14 protein-coding genes are annotated in these 15784 nt (G+C 60.0%); 8 read left to right on the top strand and 6 right to left on the bottom strand.

Going from position 1 to position 15784, the window contains the following annotated elements:
- Positions 1-125 precede the first annotated feature (125 nt).
- From ACB028_RS09240 to apbC, 4 genes are all read right to left on the bottom strand, one after another.
- Positions 126-1595, bottom strand: a complete 1470-nt coding sequence (locus tag ACB028_RS09240; protein ID WP_371144116.1) for an inorganic phosphate transporter — start codon at positions 1593-1595, stop codon at positions 126-128.
- Between the two features lie 387 nt (positions 1596-1982).
- Positions 1983-2564, bottom strand: a complete 582-nt coding sequence (gene dcd, locus ACB028_RS09235) for a dCTP deaminase (protein WP_026457951.1) — start codon at positions 2562-2564, stop codon at positions 1983-1985.
- Positions 2565-2627: 63 nt separating this feature from the next.
- The gene (gene udk, locus ACB028_RS09230) at positions 2628-3272 is read right to left on the bottom strand and encodes a uridine kinase (protein WP_026457952.1); all 645 of its coding nucleotides are present in this window, start codon (positions 3270-3272) and stop codon (positions 2628-2630) included.
- Between the two features lie 110 nt (positions 3273-3382).
- Complete coding sequence (gene apbC / locus ACB028_RS09225) at positions 3383-4465, bottom strand: iron-sulfur cluster carrier protein ApbC (RefSeq protein ID WP_371144115.1); 1083 nt, start codon at positions 4463-4465, stop codon at positions 3383-3385.
- 186 nt (positions 4466-4651) lie between these two features.
- Here apbC and metG point away from each other — a divergent pair, with 186 nt between their 5' ends.
- The gene (metG, locus tag ACB028_RS09220) at positions 4652-6685 is read left to right on the top strand and encodes a methionine--tRNA ligase (protein WP_371144114.1); all 2034 of its coding nucleotides are present in this window, start codon (positions 4652-4654) and stop codon (positions 6683-6685) included.
- A gap of 191 nt (positions 6686-6876) precedes the next feature.
- Positions 6877-7512 (top strand): glutathione S-transferase family protein, encoded by a 636-nt coding sequence (locus tag ACB028_RS09215; protein ID WP_371144113.1) that lies wholly within the window; start codon positions 6877-6879, stop codon positions 7510-7512.
- Between the two features lie 50 nt (positions 7513-7562).
- On the opposite strand, the gene yccX is transcribed toward ACB028_RS09215, so the two are convergent.
- Positions 7563-7835 (bottom strand): acylphosphatase, encoded by a 273-nt coding sequence (yccX, locus tag ACB028_RS09210; protein ID WP_026457925.1) that lies wholly within the window; start codon positions 7833-7835, stop codon positions 7563-7565.
- Positions 7836-7918: 83 nt separating this feature from the next.
- Here yccX and ACB028_RS09205 point away from each other — a divergent pair, with 83 nt between their 5' ends.
- The 3 genes from ACB028_RS09205 to ACB028_RS09195 all read left to right on the top strand — a co-directional run bounded on the left by ACB028_RS09205 (position 7919) and on the right by ACB028_RS09195 (position 12163).
- Positions 7919-9349, top strand: a complete 1431-nt coding sequence (locus ACB028_RS09205; protein ID WP_371144112.1) for a methyl-accepting chemotaxis protein — start codon at positions 7919-7921, stop codon at positions 9347-9349.
- A gap of 113 nt (positions 9350-9462) precedes the next feature.
- Positions 9463-10656 carry a class I SAM-dependent methyltransferase gene (locus ACB028_RS09200; protein ID WP_124240638.1) on the top strand — a complete coding sequence of 398 codons (1194 nt, stop codon included), beginning with the start codon at positions 9463-9465 and terminating at the stop codon, positions 10654-10656.
- 322 nt (positions 10657-10978) lie between these two features.
- A complete protein-coding gene (locus ACB028_RS09195) occupies positions 10979-12163 on the top strand; it encodes an acyltransferase family protein (protein ID WP_371144111.1) in 1185 nt (394 codons plus the stop codon).
- Between the two features lie 27 nt (positions 12164-12190).
- Here the strand turns inward: ACB028_RS09195 and ACB028_RS09190 are convergent, their stop codons facing one another.
- The gene (locus ACB028_RS09190; protein ID WP_371144110.1) at positions 12191-12604 is read right to left on the bottom strand and encodes a GNAT family N-acetyltransferase; all 414 of its coding nucleotides are present in this window, start codon (positions 12602-12604) and stop codon (positions 12191-12193) included.
- A 318-nt stretch (positions 12605-12922) separates the two neighbouring features.
- On the opposite strand from ACB028_RS09190, the gene selD reads away from it, so the two are divergent.
- The 3 genes from selD to ACB028_RS09175 are packed head-to-tail and all read left to right on the top strand — an operon-like array spanning position 12923 to position 15752.
- On the top strand, positions 12923-13960 hold the full coding sequence (gene selD, locus ACB028_RS09185; RefSeq protein WP_371144109.1) for a selenide, water dikinase SelD: 1038 nt from the start codon (positions 12923-12925) through the stop codon (positions 13958-13960).
- Complete coding sequence (mnmH, locus tag ACB028_RS09180; protein WP_371144108.1) at positions 13957-15069, top strand: tRNA 2-selenouridine(34) synthase MnmH; 1113 nt, start codon at positions 13957-13959, stop codon at positions 15067-15069. Before selD ends, mnmH begins: the two co-directional genes overlap by 4 nt.
- 38 nt (positions 15070-15107) lie before the next feature.
- The gene (locus ACB028_RS09175) at positions 15108-15752 is read left to right on the top strand and encodes an MBL fold metallo-hydrolase (protein ID WP_371144107.1); all 645 of its coding nucleotides are present in this window, start codon (positions 15108-15110) and stop codon (positions 15750-15752) included.
- Positions 15753-15784: the final 32 nt, after the last annotated feature.

Here is a 15784-nt window from a genome sequence, read left to right as displayed (position 1 = left end):
AGCAATCTGACAACAAAGCCCATGAAAAGCAGTCTTCGCTTTCAGAGGGTCAAGGCATCGACTGCTCTCAAGCTGCGGACAAGAAAAAAGGGCCCGCAGGCCCTTTTATAAAATTACGTTGCTGTTCAACCAAACAAATGATTGCTGATAATGAACAGACCACCGGAGAGCAACATAGTCAGCGGTAGGGTCAGCACCCAGGCCATCAGGATGGTCTTGATGGTCTGGCTCTGCAGGCCGGACTTGTTCGCCACCATGGTGCCCGCAACCGCAGAAGAAAGGATATGCGTAGTGGATACCGGCATGCCGGTCAAGCTGGCGACCCCGATGGAGCTGGCTGCGGTGATCTGGGCCGCAATACCCTGGCTGTAGGTCATGCCGGAAGAACCAATCTTCTCCCCCACGGTGTGAACGATGCGGCGCCAGCCCACCATGGTGCCGCACCCCAGCGCCAGCGCGATGGAGACGATGACCCAGGTCGGCGCGTATTCGGCGGTCGCGGTCAGATCCTTGCGCCACTTGGCCAGATCGGTCAGCTCCTTGGCCGGCAGCGGCAATTTGGAGACCTTGCGAGCAGTATCGTCGATACAAAGCAGCAGACGGCGCACTTCACGGCGATCACTCGGACTCAGTTGATCGTAAGTACGCACGGCGTCTAGGCGAGTATCCAGCGTCGCCATCGCCTGCAAGGCACTGTCGGCAGAGCAGTGAGTCAACAGCTCTTCCTTGCTGGCTGCCGGCGCCGAGAAGTTGATCACCTCACTCAGCGCCGCCTGATTGCGCTGATAGATCTCCATGATGCGATGATTGGCATCCTGGGTGCGATCCAGGTCATAGGCGCGGCTGTTCATGTCCAGCGCGAAGTAGGCCGGCGCCATGCAGATGAGCACTAGCATCACCAAACCGATCCCTTTCTGACCATCGTTGGAGCCATGTACAAAGCTCACCCCCATGGCCGACGCAACCAGAGTGAGACGAGCCCAGAATGGCGGGTGCTTTTTGCCATCCACCAGCTGACGCTCTTCCGGCGTTTTATGGATCTTGTTGCTGGTCCAGATACGCTTCATTGCCAGCAGCAACAGGGCCGCGACGATAAAACCGATGGTTGGAGAGATGATGAGGGAGAGCATGATGTCGATGGCCTTGCCCACGTTGATCCCCTGGGTCACCGGTTTATGGCTGATCCAGGCATAGGCGCCGCCAACTCCGAGAATGGAGCCAATCAAGGTGTGGGAGCTGGATGCCGGGATCCCGAAGAACCAGGTGCCCAGGTTCCACACGATGGCGGAAAACAGCAAGGAAAACACCATGATCAATCCCTGGGTGGAATCCATCCCGAGCAGGAGATCGATGGGCAGCAAGTGAACGATGGCGTAAGCCACCCCCAGGCCACCAAACATGACACCAAAGAAGTTGAAGATCCCGGAGGCCACAACCGCCAGATGAGCGGGCATTGCCTTGGTATAGATCACCGTTGCTACCGCATTGGCGGTATCGTGAAAGCCGTTGATAAATTCATAGGCCAGCACAAAAAAAACGGCCAATACCAAACCAATTGACCACCACAAACCCAAACCACTGAACATTTCAAACATAAAAAAAAGCCTGTTTATGAGTTGCGGCGGATTATGCCAGATGGCGGCCAACGCCATAGCCACCCATGAAATATTTCAGCCATAAAAAAAAAGAGCATTTTTCATCAGTACAGCTTACGTACAGGTTCCATACGGCCTGTCGAGGATTAATTAAATTAACCAATCATTGCTTAAAACGCGTTTTTTCATGTGCTTTCTAATTACAAAAACGCTTTTTTTACTATTTATAAATCCCAAAACGACCTAATCAAGGTCATAAAACGCACTGCAAAACATCTTTTGTCGCTGGCCATGCCTCCTTTGATGACTCCTCATTCCCATGGTTGCCGACAGACGGATACAAAAAAGGAGCACTGAGTGCTCCTTTTCATGTTATCTGCCGCCACCTCAATCCTGGTTGATACGGCTCGCAACGGCGCCCTGCTGGCTCTTGTACTTGGCGTTTTCCCGCTTGTTATAGGGACGTGCCGCAGTCCCCGAGAGCATCTCGAAGTTCAGCGCGCCGATCTTCATCTTGGGACGCAGTGCCAGCGGCAGCTTGCCGCCGTTGTAGAACTCCAGCACGATGCGGCCGGACCAGCCCGGGTCGATACGGTGTGCGGTAACGTGCACCATGAGGCCAAGGCGCGCCAGGGAAGAGCGACCATCCAGCCAGCCGACGATATCCGCAGGCAGGGTAACGGATTCATAAGTCACAGCCAGTGCTAACTGGCCCGGGTGCAGATAGAAGGCTTCGCCATCCGGAATGTGGATCTCGTCGCTCATCACCCGATCGATGGCGTCGGCCATTTCACTGCTCGGGCCGCTCAAATCGATATAGGGGGCGGTGTGATCGCGAAATACCCGAAACTCGTTGCCGAGCAGCACATCGACGCTGACACCACTGATCCGCTCCACACCGGGTCTGGGTTCGATGATGATCTTGCCTTCATCCAGATGACGTTCGATATCGGTATCACAAAGACGCATTGGGCGACTCTCCTGACAAATTATTCATTTAAAAAAGCCGGGTATCACCCGGCTTGTTTCATCTTAACCAATCAACATGTGGCGGATACGCGCCTTGAGCATGTCGATCGCGATACGGTTCTTGCCGCCACGGGGCACAATCACATCGGCATACTGCTTGGAAGGCTCGATAAACTGCAGGAACATGGGGCGCACGGTTTTCTGGTACTGCTTGAGTACGGAATCCATGGTACGGCCACGCTCCTGCACGTCACGCACCAGACGGCGCAGCAGGCAGATATCCAGCGGGGTATCCATGAAGATGGAGGCATCCATCAAATCGCGCAGACGGCTGTCGGTCAGCAGCAGGATCCCTTCCAAAATGATCACCTTGCGCGGCGCAAAGCGGGTCACTTCACTCATCCGTGTGTGCTCGGAGTAGGAATATTGCGGGATCTCGACTCCCTCCCCCTTGAGCAGAGAACCCAGGTGCTCTACCAGCAGGCTGTGATCCATGGAGCTGGGATGGTCATAGTTGGTTTTGACCCGCTCTTCCATGGTCAGGTGGGATTGATCCTTGTAGTAGCAATCCTCGGAGATGACACCGATTTCCCCAGCCCCCAGCTCAGCCACCAGCTCTTCATAAATGGTCTGGGCGATAAGACTTTTACCGGACGCAGACGCGCCCGCAATACCGATGATCACACACGAATGTTGAGTATCAGACATGACAAATACCTAAAAGAGAAGAGCTGTGGGGATGATTTAAACCGATCCATTATATGAAAAAGGGTGGGCCATGCCCACCCTCAATTCCTTTTCAAGCTATCGACAGCCGATTAATCACCCAGCGCCCGGGTGTAGAGGGGGGTCGCAATCGGTTTTGCGCTGAAAAAGAGTTCAGCCCCTACCCTGCGGGCCAGCTTCAGATAGGCCTGAGCCAGGGTGCCTTCCGGCGCACCGAACACGGTCGGACAGCCGTCATCCATATGCTGGCGAATGTCGATGTGCAGCGGCATCTGGCCAAGCAGCGCCACATGATACTGCTCCGCCATCTTCTGGCCACCGCCGGTGCCAAACAGCGGTTCGTGATGACCGCAAGCGCTGCAGACGTGGTAGCTCATGTTCTCTATGATGCCGAGCACGGGTACATCGACTTTGTTGAACATGGCCACCCCCTTGCGCGCATCGGCCAGCGCCACATCCTGCGGTGTGGTGACGATCACCGCCCCCGAGGTGGGAACCTGCTGGGCCATGGTGAGCTGGATGTCGCCGGTGCCTGGCGGCATGTCCACTACCAGATAATCCACTTCGCCCCAGCGGGTTTCACCCAGGATCTGCGCCAGCGCCTTGCTTGCCATGGGGCCGCGCCAGATGGTGGCGTCCTGCTCGGCAACCAGATAGCCGATGCTGTTGCTCTTGAGGCCGCACGCCATGACCGGCTCCATCATCTTGCCATCATGGCTGACGGGGCGCTCCTTGAGGGTACCCATCATGGTTGGGATGGAGGGGCCATAGATATCCGCATCCAGAATGGCGATCCGCGCCCCCTCCTTTTGCAGTGCCAGCGCCAGGTTGACGGCGGTGGTGGACTTGCCCACCCCCCCCTTGCCGGAGGCGACAACGATGATGTTGCGAATGCCCTGCACCGCCGCCAGACCCTGGGCCCGCGGCATGCTGGCGACGTCTATCTCCAGCTGCCAGTCGATGCGGGAGACCCCGGTCGCCGTGCGCAGCCTGGCGTCGAAGTCCTCCTTGAGCTGCTCAAGCAGCGAGAGACCGGCAAAGGGCAGCACCAGCCGAATGGTGAGCCCCTGATCTTCATGGATGATCTCGCGCACGAAGCCGGCATCGACCAGATCCTTGTGCCAGCCGGCAGGCTTAAATTCGGCGAGGATCTGTTTTACTGAATCAATCACCATTAACTCCTCATTATCTCGTCATTATCTTGAGGTGAACGGTTACCGCACACAAATCAGTGGCTTGCCTGCCGCGCTCAACACGGCGTCCACCGGGCGGGGCAGCGCCACAACCCTAGGCAGGCTACCCCCAATTCGGGTAACATGCACGGCACTGTATCATCCCAACAAGCACATCAAGAACGTATTATGGCAACTGATCCTCGTACAATGCTGGTAACCTGCGCCCTTCCCTATGCCAATGGCTCCATTCACCTTGGCCACATGCTGGAACACATCCAGGCCGATATCTGGGTTCGTTATCAGCGAATGCGCGGTCATCAGGTCCACTTCATCTGTGCCGATGATGCCCACGGCACCCCGATCATGCTCAAGGCGCAGCAGATGGGGATCACCCCGGAAGAGATGATTGCGGCGGTTTCCCAGGAGCACCAGGCCGATTTCGCCGGCTTCAACATCAGCTTCGACAACTATCACTCCACCCACAGCGAAGAGAACCGCGAGCTGGCGAGCCTCATCTATACCCGTCTCAAAGAGGCCGGCAAGATCAGCAGCCGCACCATCTCCCAACTATTCGATCCGGAAAAGGCCATGTTCCTGCCGGACCGCTTCGTCAAGGGCACCTGCCCCAAGTGCAAGTCTCCGGATCAATACGGTGACAACTGCGACAGTTGCGGCGCCACCTATAGCCCGACTGAACTGATTGACCCGAAATCCGCCGTCTCCGGCGCGACCCCGGTGATGAAGGATTCCGAGCACTTCTTCTTCGACCTGCCCCAGTTCGAAGCTTGGCTGGCCGGCTGGGTCCGTGGCTCCGGTGCCATCCAGGAAGAGATGGCCAACAAGATGCAAGAGTGGTTCGAAAGCGGCCTGCAGCAGTGGGACATCACCCGCGACGCCCCCTACTTCGGGTTCGAAATTCCGGGCGCCCCTGGCAAATACTTCTACGTTTGGCTGGATGCCCCCATCGGCTATATGGCGTCGTTCAAGAATCTGTGCAACAAGCGCGGCGACATCGATTTTGACAGCTACTGGAAAGCGGATTCCGACGCCGAGCTCTACCACTTCATCGGCAAGGACATCGCCTACTTCCACTGCCTGTTCTGGCCGTCCATGCTGGAAGGGGCGGGTTTCCGCAAGCCGACCAAGGTCAACGTACACGGCTATGTGACCGTCAACGGCGCCAAGATGTCCAAGTCCAAGGGCACCTTCATCAAGGCTTCCACCTACCTGAACCACTTGGATCCGGAGTGCCTGCGCTACTACTACGCCGCCAAGCTCAACAGCCGCATCGACGATCTGGACTTGAACCTTGAAGACTTCGTGCAGCGCGTCAACGCCGACGTGGTCAACAAGCTGGTCAACCTCGCCTCCCGTAACGCCGGCTTTATCGCCAAGCGCTTCGGCGGCAAACTGGCCGCCACCTGTGCCGAGCCCGAACTCTATGCCGAGTTCGCCAACGCCCGCGCCGCCATCAGCGATGCCTACGAGAGCCGCGAATTCAGCCGCGCCATCCGCGAGATCATGGCCCTGGCTGACAAGGCCAACCGCTATGTGGACGACAAGGCCCCCTGGGTCATCGCCAAGCAGGAAGGGGCAGATGCCGAGCTGCAAGCGGTCTGCTCCGTCGGTATCAACCTGTTCCGCGTGCTGATGGCTTACTTGAAGCCCGTCATGCCGCAGCTGGCCGAGCGCGCCGAAGCTTTCCTGGGTGAGACCCTGACCTGGGACGGCATCGCCGCCCCGCTGGTCGACCACACCGTCGCCCCGTTCAAGGCGCTGTTCTCCCGCATCGAGCCGGCCAAGATTGAAGCCATGATCGAAGCCTCCAAGGAGGATCTGGCCAAGGAGCAGGCGCCGAAAGTGACCGGCCCGCTGGTTGATGACCCCATCAACGAGACCATCACCTATGACGACTTCGCCAAGGTGGACCTGCGCGTGGCGCTGATCAAGAAGGCCGAAGCGGTGCCGGAAGCAGACAAGCTGCTGAAACTGCAGCTCGACATCGGCGGCGAAACCCGCCAGGTGTTCGCCGGCATCAAGTCCGCCTACAACCCCGAAGATCTGGAAGGCAAGCTGACCGTGATGGTGGCCAACCTGGCCCCGCGCAAGATGCGCTTTGGCATGTCCGAAGGCATGGTGCTGGCTGCCGGCCCCGGCGGCAAGGATCTCTGGATCCTGGAGCCCCAGGAAGGCGCCCAGCCCGGCATGCGCGTCAAGTAGGCGCAATTTCACATCCCATTCAAAGAGAGGCCCCTGGCCTCTCTTTTTTCATGCCCGCGCCGCTGCGCCAAGGGTTAACAAGAAGACTTGCCCTCCTTCCTCGCGGATGGTTGTCGCCATCGTGCAATTTGCCTAGACTGGCGGTTCTCGTCGGGTCATCGACCCGTCATTCATCACGGCAAGGAGTAAGCATGATCACCTTATATGGAACCCCTGTCAGCCGGGCACTGCGCGTCTCCTGGTTGCTGGAAGAGCTGGGTATCGAGTGGCAGTTCCAGTTTCTCGACTTTGCCAAGGGGGAAAACCGCAGCGACTGGTTTTTGACCCTCAACCCGAGTGGCAAGATGCCGGTGATCAAGGATGGGGAGTTCGTGTTGACCGAATCTGCCGCCATCATGCAGTACCTGGCCGAGGTATACGGGCCAGAGTGGCTGCCAGAGAGAGGGACGCAGGCCTCGGCGCTGCACGCCCAGTGGGTCAGTTTCATCACCTGCGAGCTGGAGCAGCCGCTGTGGACTATCGGCAAGCACCGCTTCGCCCTGCCCGAGACCCAGCGCCTGACGGCCATCTTCCCCACCGCCAAGTGGGAGTTTGACAAGGCGGCTGCCATTGCCGAATCCTGGGTACCAGAGCAGGGTTACCTGCTGGGTGAGCAGGTAACCATCGCGGATCTGCTGCTGGCCCATACCCTGATGTGGGCCACCCGCTTCGAGCAGACCATTCCGCCCAAGCTGGCGGCCTATCGGGATCGCCTGGCCAAGCGCCCCGCCCTGCAGGCGGTGCTCGCCAAGACCCAGGCCATCGCCGACGCCGCACAGGCCAAATAATGCAAACAAAAGCGGGAGCCCACGGGGCTCCCGCTTCCTTTTCGTCGATCTCAATTGGTATGAAAACCCTGTCCCTTGGGCGGCGGCGCCTCTTCATACTCCATCCGGGTCACCCTGGCGGTACGCGGGCCATGCTCCAGCCAGCCCAGCATCATCTGTACCCCCTGCGTTGGACCACAGATCAGGATCTCCACCGAGCCATCTTCCAGGTTGTAGGCATGCCCTCGCAGGCCCAGTTGCAGGGCACGCTCGCGAGTGAAATAGCGAAACCCGACGCCCTGAACCTGTCCCCACACCCGAATGACAAACGATTGCTCTCCCATTTCTCACACCTTCTGCTTAAGGAATTGGCTGCCAAGACGATAATGTGCGCGACACTCTCTCTTCTGCAGGATGCAGCTCCATTATGAAAGAAGTTAAATTCCGTTGGGTTGACCGCTATCTCATTCACCTGACCATTGGTGAAAAATTCTACGTCTCGTTCTGGCTCCCACTGCTGATCATTGCCTTTCTCAGCTGGTACATGCTGGCCAGCAGTCATGAGCAGGAGATCCAGCTCAGGGTTCAGCAACTGCAGGAACGGGTCGAAACGGTGGCCCAGCTGGTAAGCCAGCAACCCGGCCTCGCCCTGCCCGCCAATCTGCGTCTGGAGGCGCAAGGCAGCGCCGGCCTGCAGCAACAGGGGGAGCACTACCGGTTCAGCGCTGCAGCGGGCCAGGCGGGCTACGTCACCGGCCAGCTCGATGTCAGCAATCTATCCATGTGGGATGATCAGGGCTCAACTCTGATCCTCATCGCCGTCCTCGCAGTCCTGATGGCCCTGGTCATCCACTATATGATGACCTTTGTTTCCGGCGCCCTCTACTCCACCAACAAGGCGTTGCAGACCGTCGCCGACGGGGACCTCACCTTTCGTCTTAACTTCTTCCCGGTGCGGGACGAATTCTCGGTGCTGGCGGGCAGCATAGACCGCTTCACCGACCGTCAGCACAAGATAGTCAAACTGGTAGAAGAGTCCGCCGAGGCGCTGACCCTGGCCGCCGACGAGTTTCGCGAGCACGCCGGCGAAGGGGAAGCCATGGCCCGCGCCCAGCGCCTGCACATGGATTCCCTCGCCACCGCCATGGAGCAGATGTCCGCTGCCATCCGGGAAGTGGCTCGCAACGCCAACGACACCCTGCAACAAACTCGCCAGTCCAGCGAAGAGGCGGCCAACGGTGCCGAGCGGGTGGCCCGTACCATAGAGGCTATTCGCACCCTGGCCGACGAGATTGGCAACGCCTCCGGCGCGGTGGAGCGGCTGACTCACAACGCCAATCGCATCAACGAAGTGGTCAACGTCATCAACGCCATCTCCCAGCAGACCAACCTGCTGGCACTCAATGCCGCCATCGAGGCCGCCCGCGCCGGCGAGCAGGGGCGCGGTTTTGCGGTAGTCGCCGACGAGGTGCGCACCCTCGCCAGCCGCACTCAGCAGGCGACTGTGGAGATCCAGCAGATGATTGAAGAGCTGCAGGCCGGCACCGGGGCGCTGAACGACATCATGGAGAAGACCGTCGGTCGCGCCGCCAGCAGCCAGCAGCTGATCAGCGAAGTGGGGCTGGATATCGAAAAATTGAGCAACCACAGCGATGCGGTGCTGGAGATGAGCACCCAGATCGCCACCTCCAGCGAGGAGCAGAGCTCGGTGGCCGCCGAGATCACTCACAACCTGGATCAGGTGCGCCACGAGGCGGCGCAGGTGGAGGAGTCCGCCAGCGCCTCGGTGGCGGGCACCCAGGGACTGAAAGCCACCGCCAGCGAACTGACCCAGGCCCTCAAGGGGATCAAGATCTGATTGCGCATTTCGCCAGATCAGGCCGGAGGACGTAAATGCGCCGGGTCGTTTGAGTTTTACCTGCGGGCCACATAGAATGTGGCCCCTTTTATTTCTACCATCGGCAACTACCCATGAGCGCTTCCATCTATCTCGTCAAAGGCCGCGAAAAATCCCTGCTGCGTCGCCATCCCTGGATCTTCTCCAAGGGGATCGAGCGGGTTCAGGGCAACCCCATCGACGGCGACACCGTCGAGATCTACTCAAACGATGGCAAGTGGCTCGCCCGTGGCGCCTGGTCCGGCAGCTCCCAGATCCGCGCCCGGGTCTGGACCTTCGACAAGGACGAGACCATCGATCTCGACTTCTTTATCCGCCGCCTCTCCTATGCCCAGGAGTCCCGCGATCCACTGATCAAGCGCCAGGGTCTCACCGGCTATCGCCTGTGCGCCGCCGAGTCCGACGGCCTGCCGGGTCTGACCATCGATCGTTACGCCGATTTTCTGGTGTGCCAGATCCTCTCCGCCGGTGCCGAGTTCCAGCGTGACCTCATCACCCAGGCCCTGCGCACCCTCTACCCAGAGTGCAGCATCTATGAGCGCTCCGATGTGGCGGTACGCAAGAAGGAAGGTCTGAAAGAGCGCACCGGCGTGATTTACGGCGAGACTCCGAACGAACCCGTGATGATCGAGGAGAACGGCGGCGTCAAGATCCTGGTGGACATCCGCAACGGCCACAAGACCGGCTTCTATCTGGATCAGCGTGACAACCGTCAGGCAGCCGCCAAGTACACCGAAGGCAAGCGGGTGCTCAACTGCTTCTGCTACACCGGCGGTTTTGGCGTCTATGCCCTCAAAGGCGGCGCCAAGGAGGTGGTCAACGTGGATCTCTCCCAGAACGCACTGGACATCGCCCGCCAGAACGCCGAGCTGAACGGCCTGGACACCAGCAATACCCAGTTCGTGCGTCACGACGTGTTCAAGCTGCTGCGCGAATACCGCGAGAAAGGCGAGAAGTTCGACGTCATCGTGCTGGATCCACCCAAGTTTGCCGAGAGCAAGGCCCAGTTGCTGGGTGCCTGCCGCGGCTACAAGGACATCAACATGTTGGCGTTCCAGCTGCTGGCGCCGGGCGGCGTGCTGCTCACCTACTCCTGCTCCGGCCTGATGGAGCAGAGCCTGTTCCAGAAGATCGTCGCCGATGCGGCCCTCGATGCCGGTCGCGATGCCCAGATCCTGGAGCTGCTCTCCCAGGCCTCCGATCACCCCATCGGTACCGCCTATCCGGAAGGCTTCTACCTCAAGGGGCTGGTGGTGCGCGCCCGCTGATCGGCAAGCTCCCTCCCCTTTTGATCAATCAGGCCCTATTGCGGGCCTGATTTTTTTGCCGCGCCCTTGTCGTTGGTGCTGTGGCCCGCCCCCTCTCCTTTCACCTTCTCGCCCCGCTTGGCCCCTGTCATCCTTTGCTGCCTGTTTTTGCACAATAAGTGCACATTCATGACTTTGGTCACACTCGTATGACTCTCTTTCTCGTAACGTAAGCCAGCCTGAGGCGATCCTGCGCCCGGGACCAGCCCCATCAGGACTGAGGGGTCGGCACAACAACAAAAATCGATGTCAGGCCAAGCTGAACATCACAAGGGATAACGTCATGAATCAATCATTGCCGCTGTTGACACCGCTGCGGGGCATCGCTGCCCTGATGGTGGTGCTGTTCCACGCCCGTCTGTTGCTCTTTCCCCAGTGGATGGAGTCGATAGCTGGGGTCACCCGACTCATCGAGAATGGCTATCTCTGGGTCGATCTCTTCTTTATCCTGAGCGGGCTGGTGCTGGCCCATGTCTACGGTGAGGCCTTCACCGCCCCCCGCCGCACCGTCAGCTATGGCCGCTTTCTCTGGCTGCGACTGACCCGGGTCTACCCCCTCTATGTTGTAACCCTGGTGCTGCTGGTAGGCTGGGAGCTTTACAAGGCGCAGCACGGAGTGGGCTTCTACGGCGGCCCCCTGTTCAAGATGTGGGAGTGGGAAGGAATGCCTCCGTTTGGTTCCCCCTTTACCCCGGCCGAGGCGCTGCCAAGTGCACTCTTGCTGCTGCAGGTAGTGACGGATCAGGGGCTGACCTGGAACTTCGCCGCCTGGTCCCTGAGCGTGGAGTGGATAAGCTATCTGTTGTTCCCGCTGCTCATTCCGCTCGCGGTCACCCGCAGCCGCTGGAGTCACCTCTCCCCCTTGCTTGCCCTGACGGTGCTGGCCTTTATCGTGCATAGCCGGGGGACGCTGGATGTCACCAGCGGGGCACTGGCGGTCGGTCGTGGAGTAAGTGAATTCGTGCTCGGCCTCTGGTTGCTGCCCAGGGTCAAGGCAGCGCGGAGTTTGTCCATGATGCAACGGGATCTGCCACTGCTTATCGCCTTCCTGCTGCCCTTCGTGCTGCTGCAGTTCACCATGACGCCGAAACTGACCCTGCTGCTGATCTGCGCCTACGTGCTGCTTATCTGGATTGCCGCCTCTCAAGGGAAGCGCCAAAGCCCGCTGCTGCACCTGCTCGATAACCGCCTCACCAACTGGCTGGGGGATCTCTCCTACTCCATCTATCTGCTCCATGCCTTGGTGTTGCTGACCGGTTGTGAGCTGATCCACTACCTGGCGCCAGAATTGACCGAGTGGTGGTATGCCCAGACCAATCCACTGCTGGGAGTGGTGGCGATCCTGTTGATGCTGGCGGTGTTGATCGCGCTCTCGGCGGTGAGCTATCACCTCTTTGAGCGGCCGCTGCAGCGGCGCCTGCGCCGCGTTGGTCAGGCGCGCCAACCGGCATTGGAGCGGGCGGGATGATAGCGCCCCTCGGATGGGCCAGGCCGGTTAACTTAGCTCGTCCAGACTGTTCATGACCCAGGCACTGGGATGCTGGCCAAACCCGAGGCGGGGGTAATAATCCACCGCTTGTGGGGCGGCCAGCAGGATCAACTTACAACCCGGTTGCAGCTGCAGGAAGGTCTCGCGGATCAATGCCTTGCCAATCCCCAGCCCTTGCACCGCCTCGGCCACCGCCAGATCAGAGAGATAGCAACAGTAACAGAAATCGGTCACCGAGCGGGCCACCCCTACCAGTTCCTCTCCCTGCCAGGCGGTCACCAGCAGACCGGCGTTATCCAGCATGCCCTGAATGGTCGACAAATTCTCCGTGGGGCGCCTGGCGCCCAATGTGGTCTTCTCCAGCAACTGGACGAAGGCTTCTGGCGTGATGGGGTGGTTGACTCGCAGTGTCGTGTTCACCTGAACTCCTTGTAATGTGCCCTTTATGACCCATTTCTCCCGATAACGGGGCCAATTGTCCAGCAATTGGTCGTTTTGGCCATGAATTCCTGTTCGAACCTGCGGGGCCGATTGTGGCATAATACCCCGTCCTGTGGCCCTTGACGGGGCTACGCTGGCGCATCTGGTCGCCCCCTTTCCCCGTCCGGCTTGGCAGCCCTGCGTGACTGCCTGCGGCGCCGCCTTTGATGGCAGCCAAGGCCACCCGTTTTTTGCGGTTCATTCCGCCCGTTTATCAAGGCGCCCCACCGGAGCGCCTGCACAAGCAAGGGGGTAAGTATGTCTTCCATTCGTCTGACCCAATACAGCCACGGCGCTGGCTGTGGCTGCAAAATCTCTCCCAAGGTGCTCGATACCATTCTCAAGAGCCAGATCCCGGGCTTCAACGATCCGACCCTTATCGTCGGCAACAGCAGCAAGGATGACGCGGCCGTGGTCGATATCGGCAACGGTCAGGGCATTGTCTCCACCACCGACTTCTTCATGCCCATCGTCGATGATCCCTTCACCTTTGGCCGCATCGCCGCGACCAACGCCATCAGTGACATCTACGCCATGGGCGGCAGGCCCATCGTCGCCATCGCCATCCTCGGCTGGCCCATCAACACCCTGCCCGCCGAAGTGGCCCAACAGGTGATCGACGGCGGTCGTCAGGTGTGTCACGAGGCAGGGATTTCACTGGCCGGCGGCCACAGCATCGACGCCCCGGAGCCCATCTTCGGCCTGGCGGTGACCGGTATCGTGCCGCTCGATGCCATCAAGCAGAACGACACCGCCAAGGTGGGTGACACCCTCTATCTGACCAAACCCCTTGGCATCGGCATTCTCACCACTGCCCAGAAGAAGAGCAAGCTCAAGCCCGAGCACGAGCAACTGGCCCCCAACGCCATGTGCACCCTCAACAAGATTGGCCAGCAATTCGCCGCGCTGCCGGGGGTCCACGCCATGACTGACGTGACCGGTTTTGGTCTGGCCGGCCATCTGCTGGAGATGTGCGAAGGCTCAAGGGTCAGCGCCCGCCTCGACTTCAAGGCGCTGCCGCTGCTGGACGAAGTAGATTACTACCTGAGTGAGGGTTGCGTGCCGGGCGGTACCCTGCGCAACCACGACTCTTACGGCCACAAGCTCGACGCCATGGACGATCGCACCCGCAACATCCTGTGCGATCCGCAGACCAGTGGCGGCCTGCTGGTGGCCGTAGGCAAGGAGAGCGAGGAAGCCCTGCTCGCCATCGCCCGTGACGCCGGCCTCTCCCTCTCACCCATCGGCGAGATCAAGGCTCTGGAAGGCAAGCGCTTTATCGAGGTTATCCAATGAGCGGATTGCCGCTGATCACCGACTACGCCCGGGTCTTTCTGGACGACGTCCCCCTGATTGACCTGCGCGCCCCCATCGAGTTCAAGGAGGGGGCCTTCCCCTGTGCCACCAACCTGCCCTTGATGACGGACGATGAGCGCGCCCAGGTGGGGACCTGTTACAAGAAGCAGGGTCAGGCCGCCGCCATCGAGCTTGGTCACAAGCTGGTGGGGGGAACGGTACGTGCCGAGCGCATCGAAGGCTGGCTGGCGCAATTGCGCCAGCAGCCAGATGCCCTGCTCTACTGCTTTCGCGGCGGCCTGCGCTCGCAAACCGTACAACAGTGGCTCCATGAGGCCGGGGTGACCCGTCCCCGCATCGCCGGAGGCTACAAGGAGCTGCGCCGCTTCCTGATTGATACCCAGGACAGGGCCTCCGCCGAGTGTCACTGGAGCGTGCTGACCGGCATGACCGGCTCCGGCAAGACCCATATGCTGGATCAGGTGACCCAGGCGGTGGATCTGGAGGGCCATGCCCACCACAGGGGGTCGTCGTTTGGCCAGTTGCCGGGGGGCCAGCCCAGCAACATCAATTTTGAAAACAACCTGGCCATTGAGCTGCTCAAGCGTCGTCACCACGGCGAGCAAGCGTTCGTGGTGGAAGACGAGAGCCGCCTTATCGGTCGCTGCTGCCTGCCGCTCTCTCTCTATGAGACCATGTGCCAGGCACCGCTGGTGGTGGTGGATGTGCCGCAACACGAGCGCGCCGAGCAGATCCGCGAGGATTATGTGCATGATCTCTGGCTGCGTTATCAGGCCATGTATGGCAATGAAGAGGGCTGGCCCCTGTTTGCCGCCTACCTGACCGACGCCCTGGCCCGCCTCAAGCGCCGCCTGGGGGATCAGGCCCACCGCGAGCTGGATCAGCTGATGCAAACGGCCCTTGAAGAGCAAAGCCGCAGCGGTGATACCGAGCTGCATCTGGCCTGGATCACCCTGCTGCTGACCCGCTACTACGATCCCATGTATCTCTACCAGCTTGGCAACAAGCAGGAGCGCATCGTGTTTCGGGGCGACAAGCAGGCCTGTCTCGACTATTTTGCCGAGCAGCACGCCAACCAGGCTATCTGATCCGGCCCTTATCAGCAAGCGCTGCAAGAGGAATTCCCATGTTGAAATTCGAGGTGATCCCGGTCACCCAGTTCGCCCAGAACTGCTCCCTCATCTGGTGTGACGAGACCAATGAGGCGGCCCTTGTCGATCCAGGTGGCGAAGCGGATAAACTGTTGGCCGCCATCGCCAAGCGGGGGCTGACCCTGACTCACATCCTGCTGACCCACGGTCATCTGGATCACGTGGGCGCCGCCGCAGAGTTGCGGGAGAGAACCGGCGTCACTATCACCGGCCCCCACCATGAAGATGCCTTCTGGCTCGACATGCTGCCCCAGCAGAGCCAGATGTTCGGATTTGCCCATACCCCCGCCTTCGCCCCCGACCGCTGGCTCGAACAGGGTGACAAGGTACAGGTGGGCAAGTGCGAGCTGGACGTCTACTTCTGCCCCGGCCACACCCCTGGCCATATCGTGCTGCTCAGCCAATCCGAGCGGCTCGCCTGGGTCGGTGACGTGCTCTTTGCCGGCAGCATTGGCCGTACCGACTTCCCGCGCGGGGATCACGGGACGCTGATCAAGTCGATCACCGAAACCCTGCTGCCGCTGGGTGACGAGATCGTCTTCATTCCGGGTCATGGCCCCAGCTCCACCTTCGGCCGCGAGAAGGTGAGCAACCCCTACCTGACCCAGCCTATCTGGTAATAAAAAGGCAGCGGCATGGGCCGCTGCCTCTC

The organism is Aeromonas sp. S9(2024) (genome assembly GCF_041403185.1).
In the GTDB taxonomy this organism is placed as follows: domain Bacteria; phylum Pseudomonadota; class Gammaproteobacteria; order Enterobacterales; family Aeromonadaceae; genus Aeromonas; species Aeromonas enteropelogenes.
The sequence above is the reverse complement of the archived record's forward strand: the minus strand, read 5'-3'. Positions and strand labels throughout refer to the sequence as shown.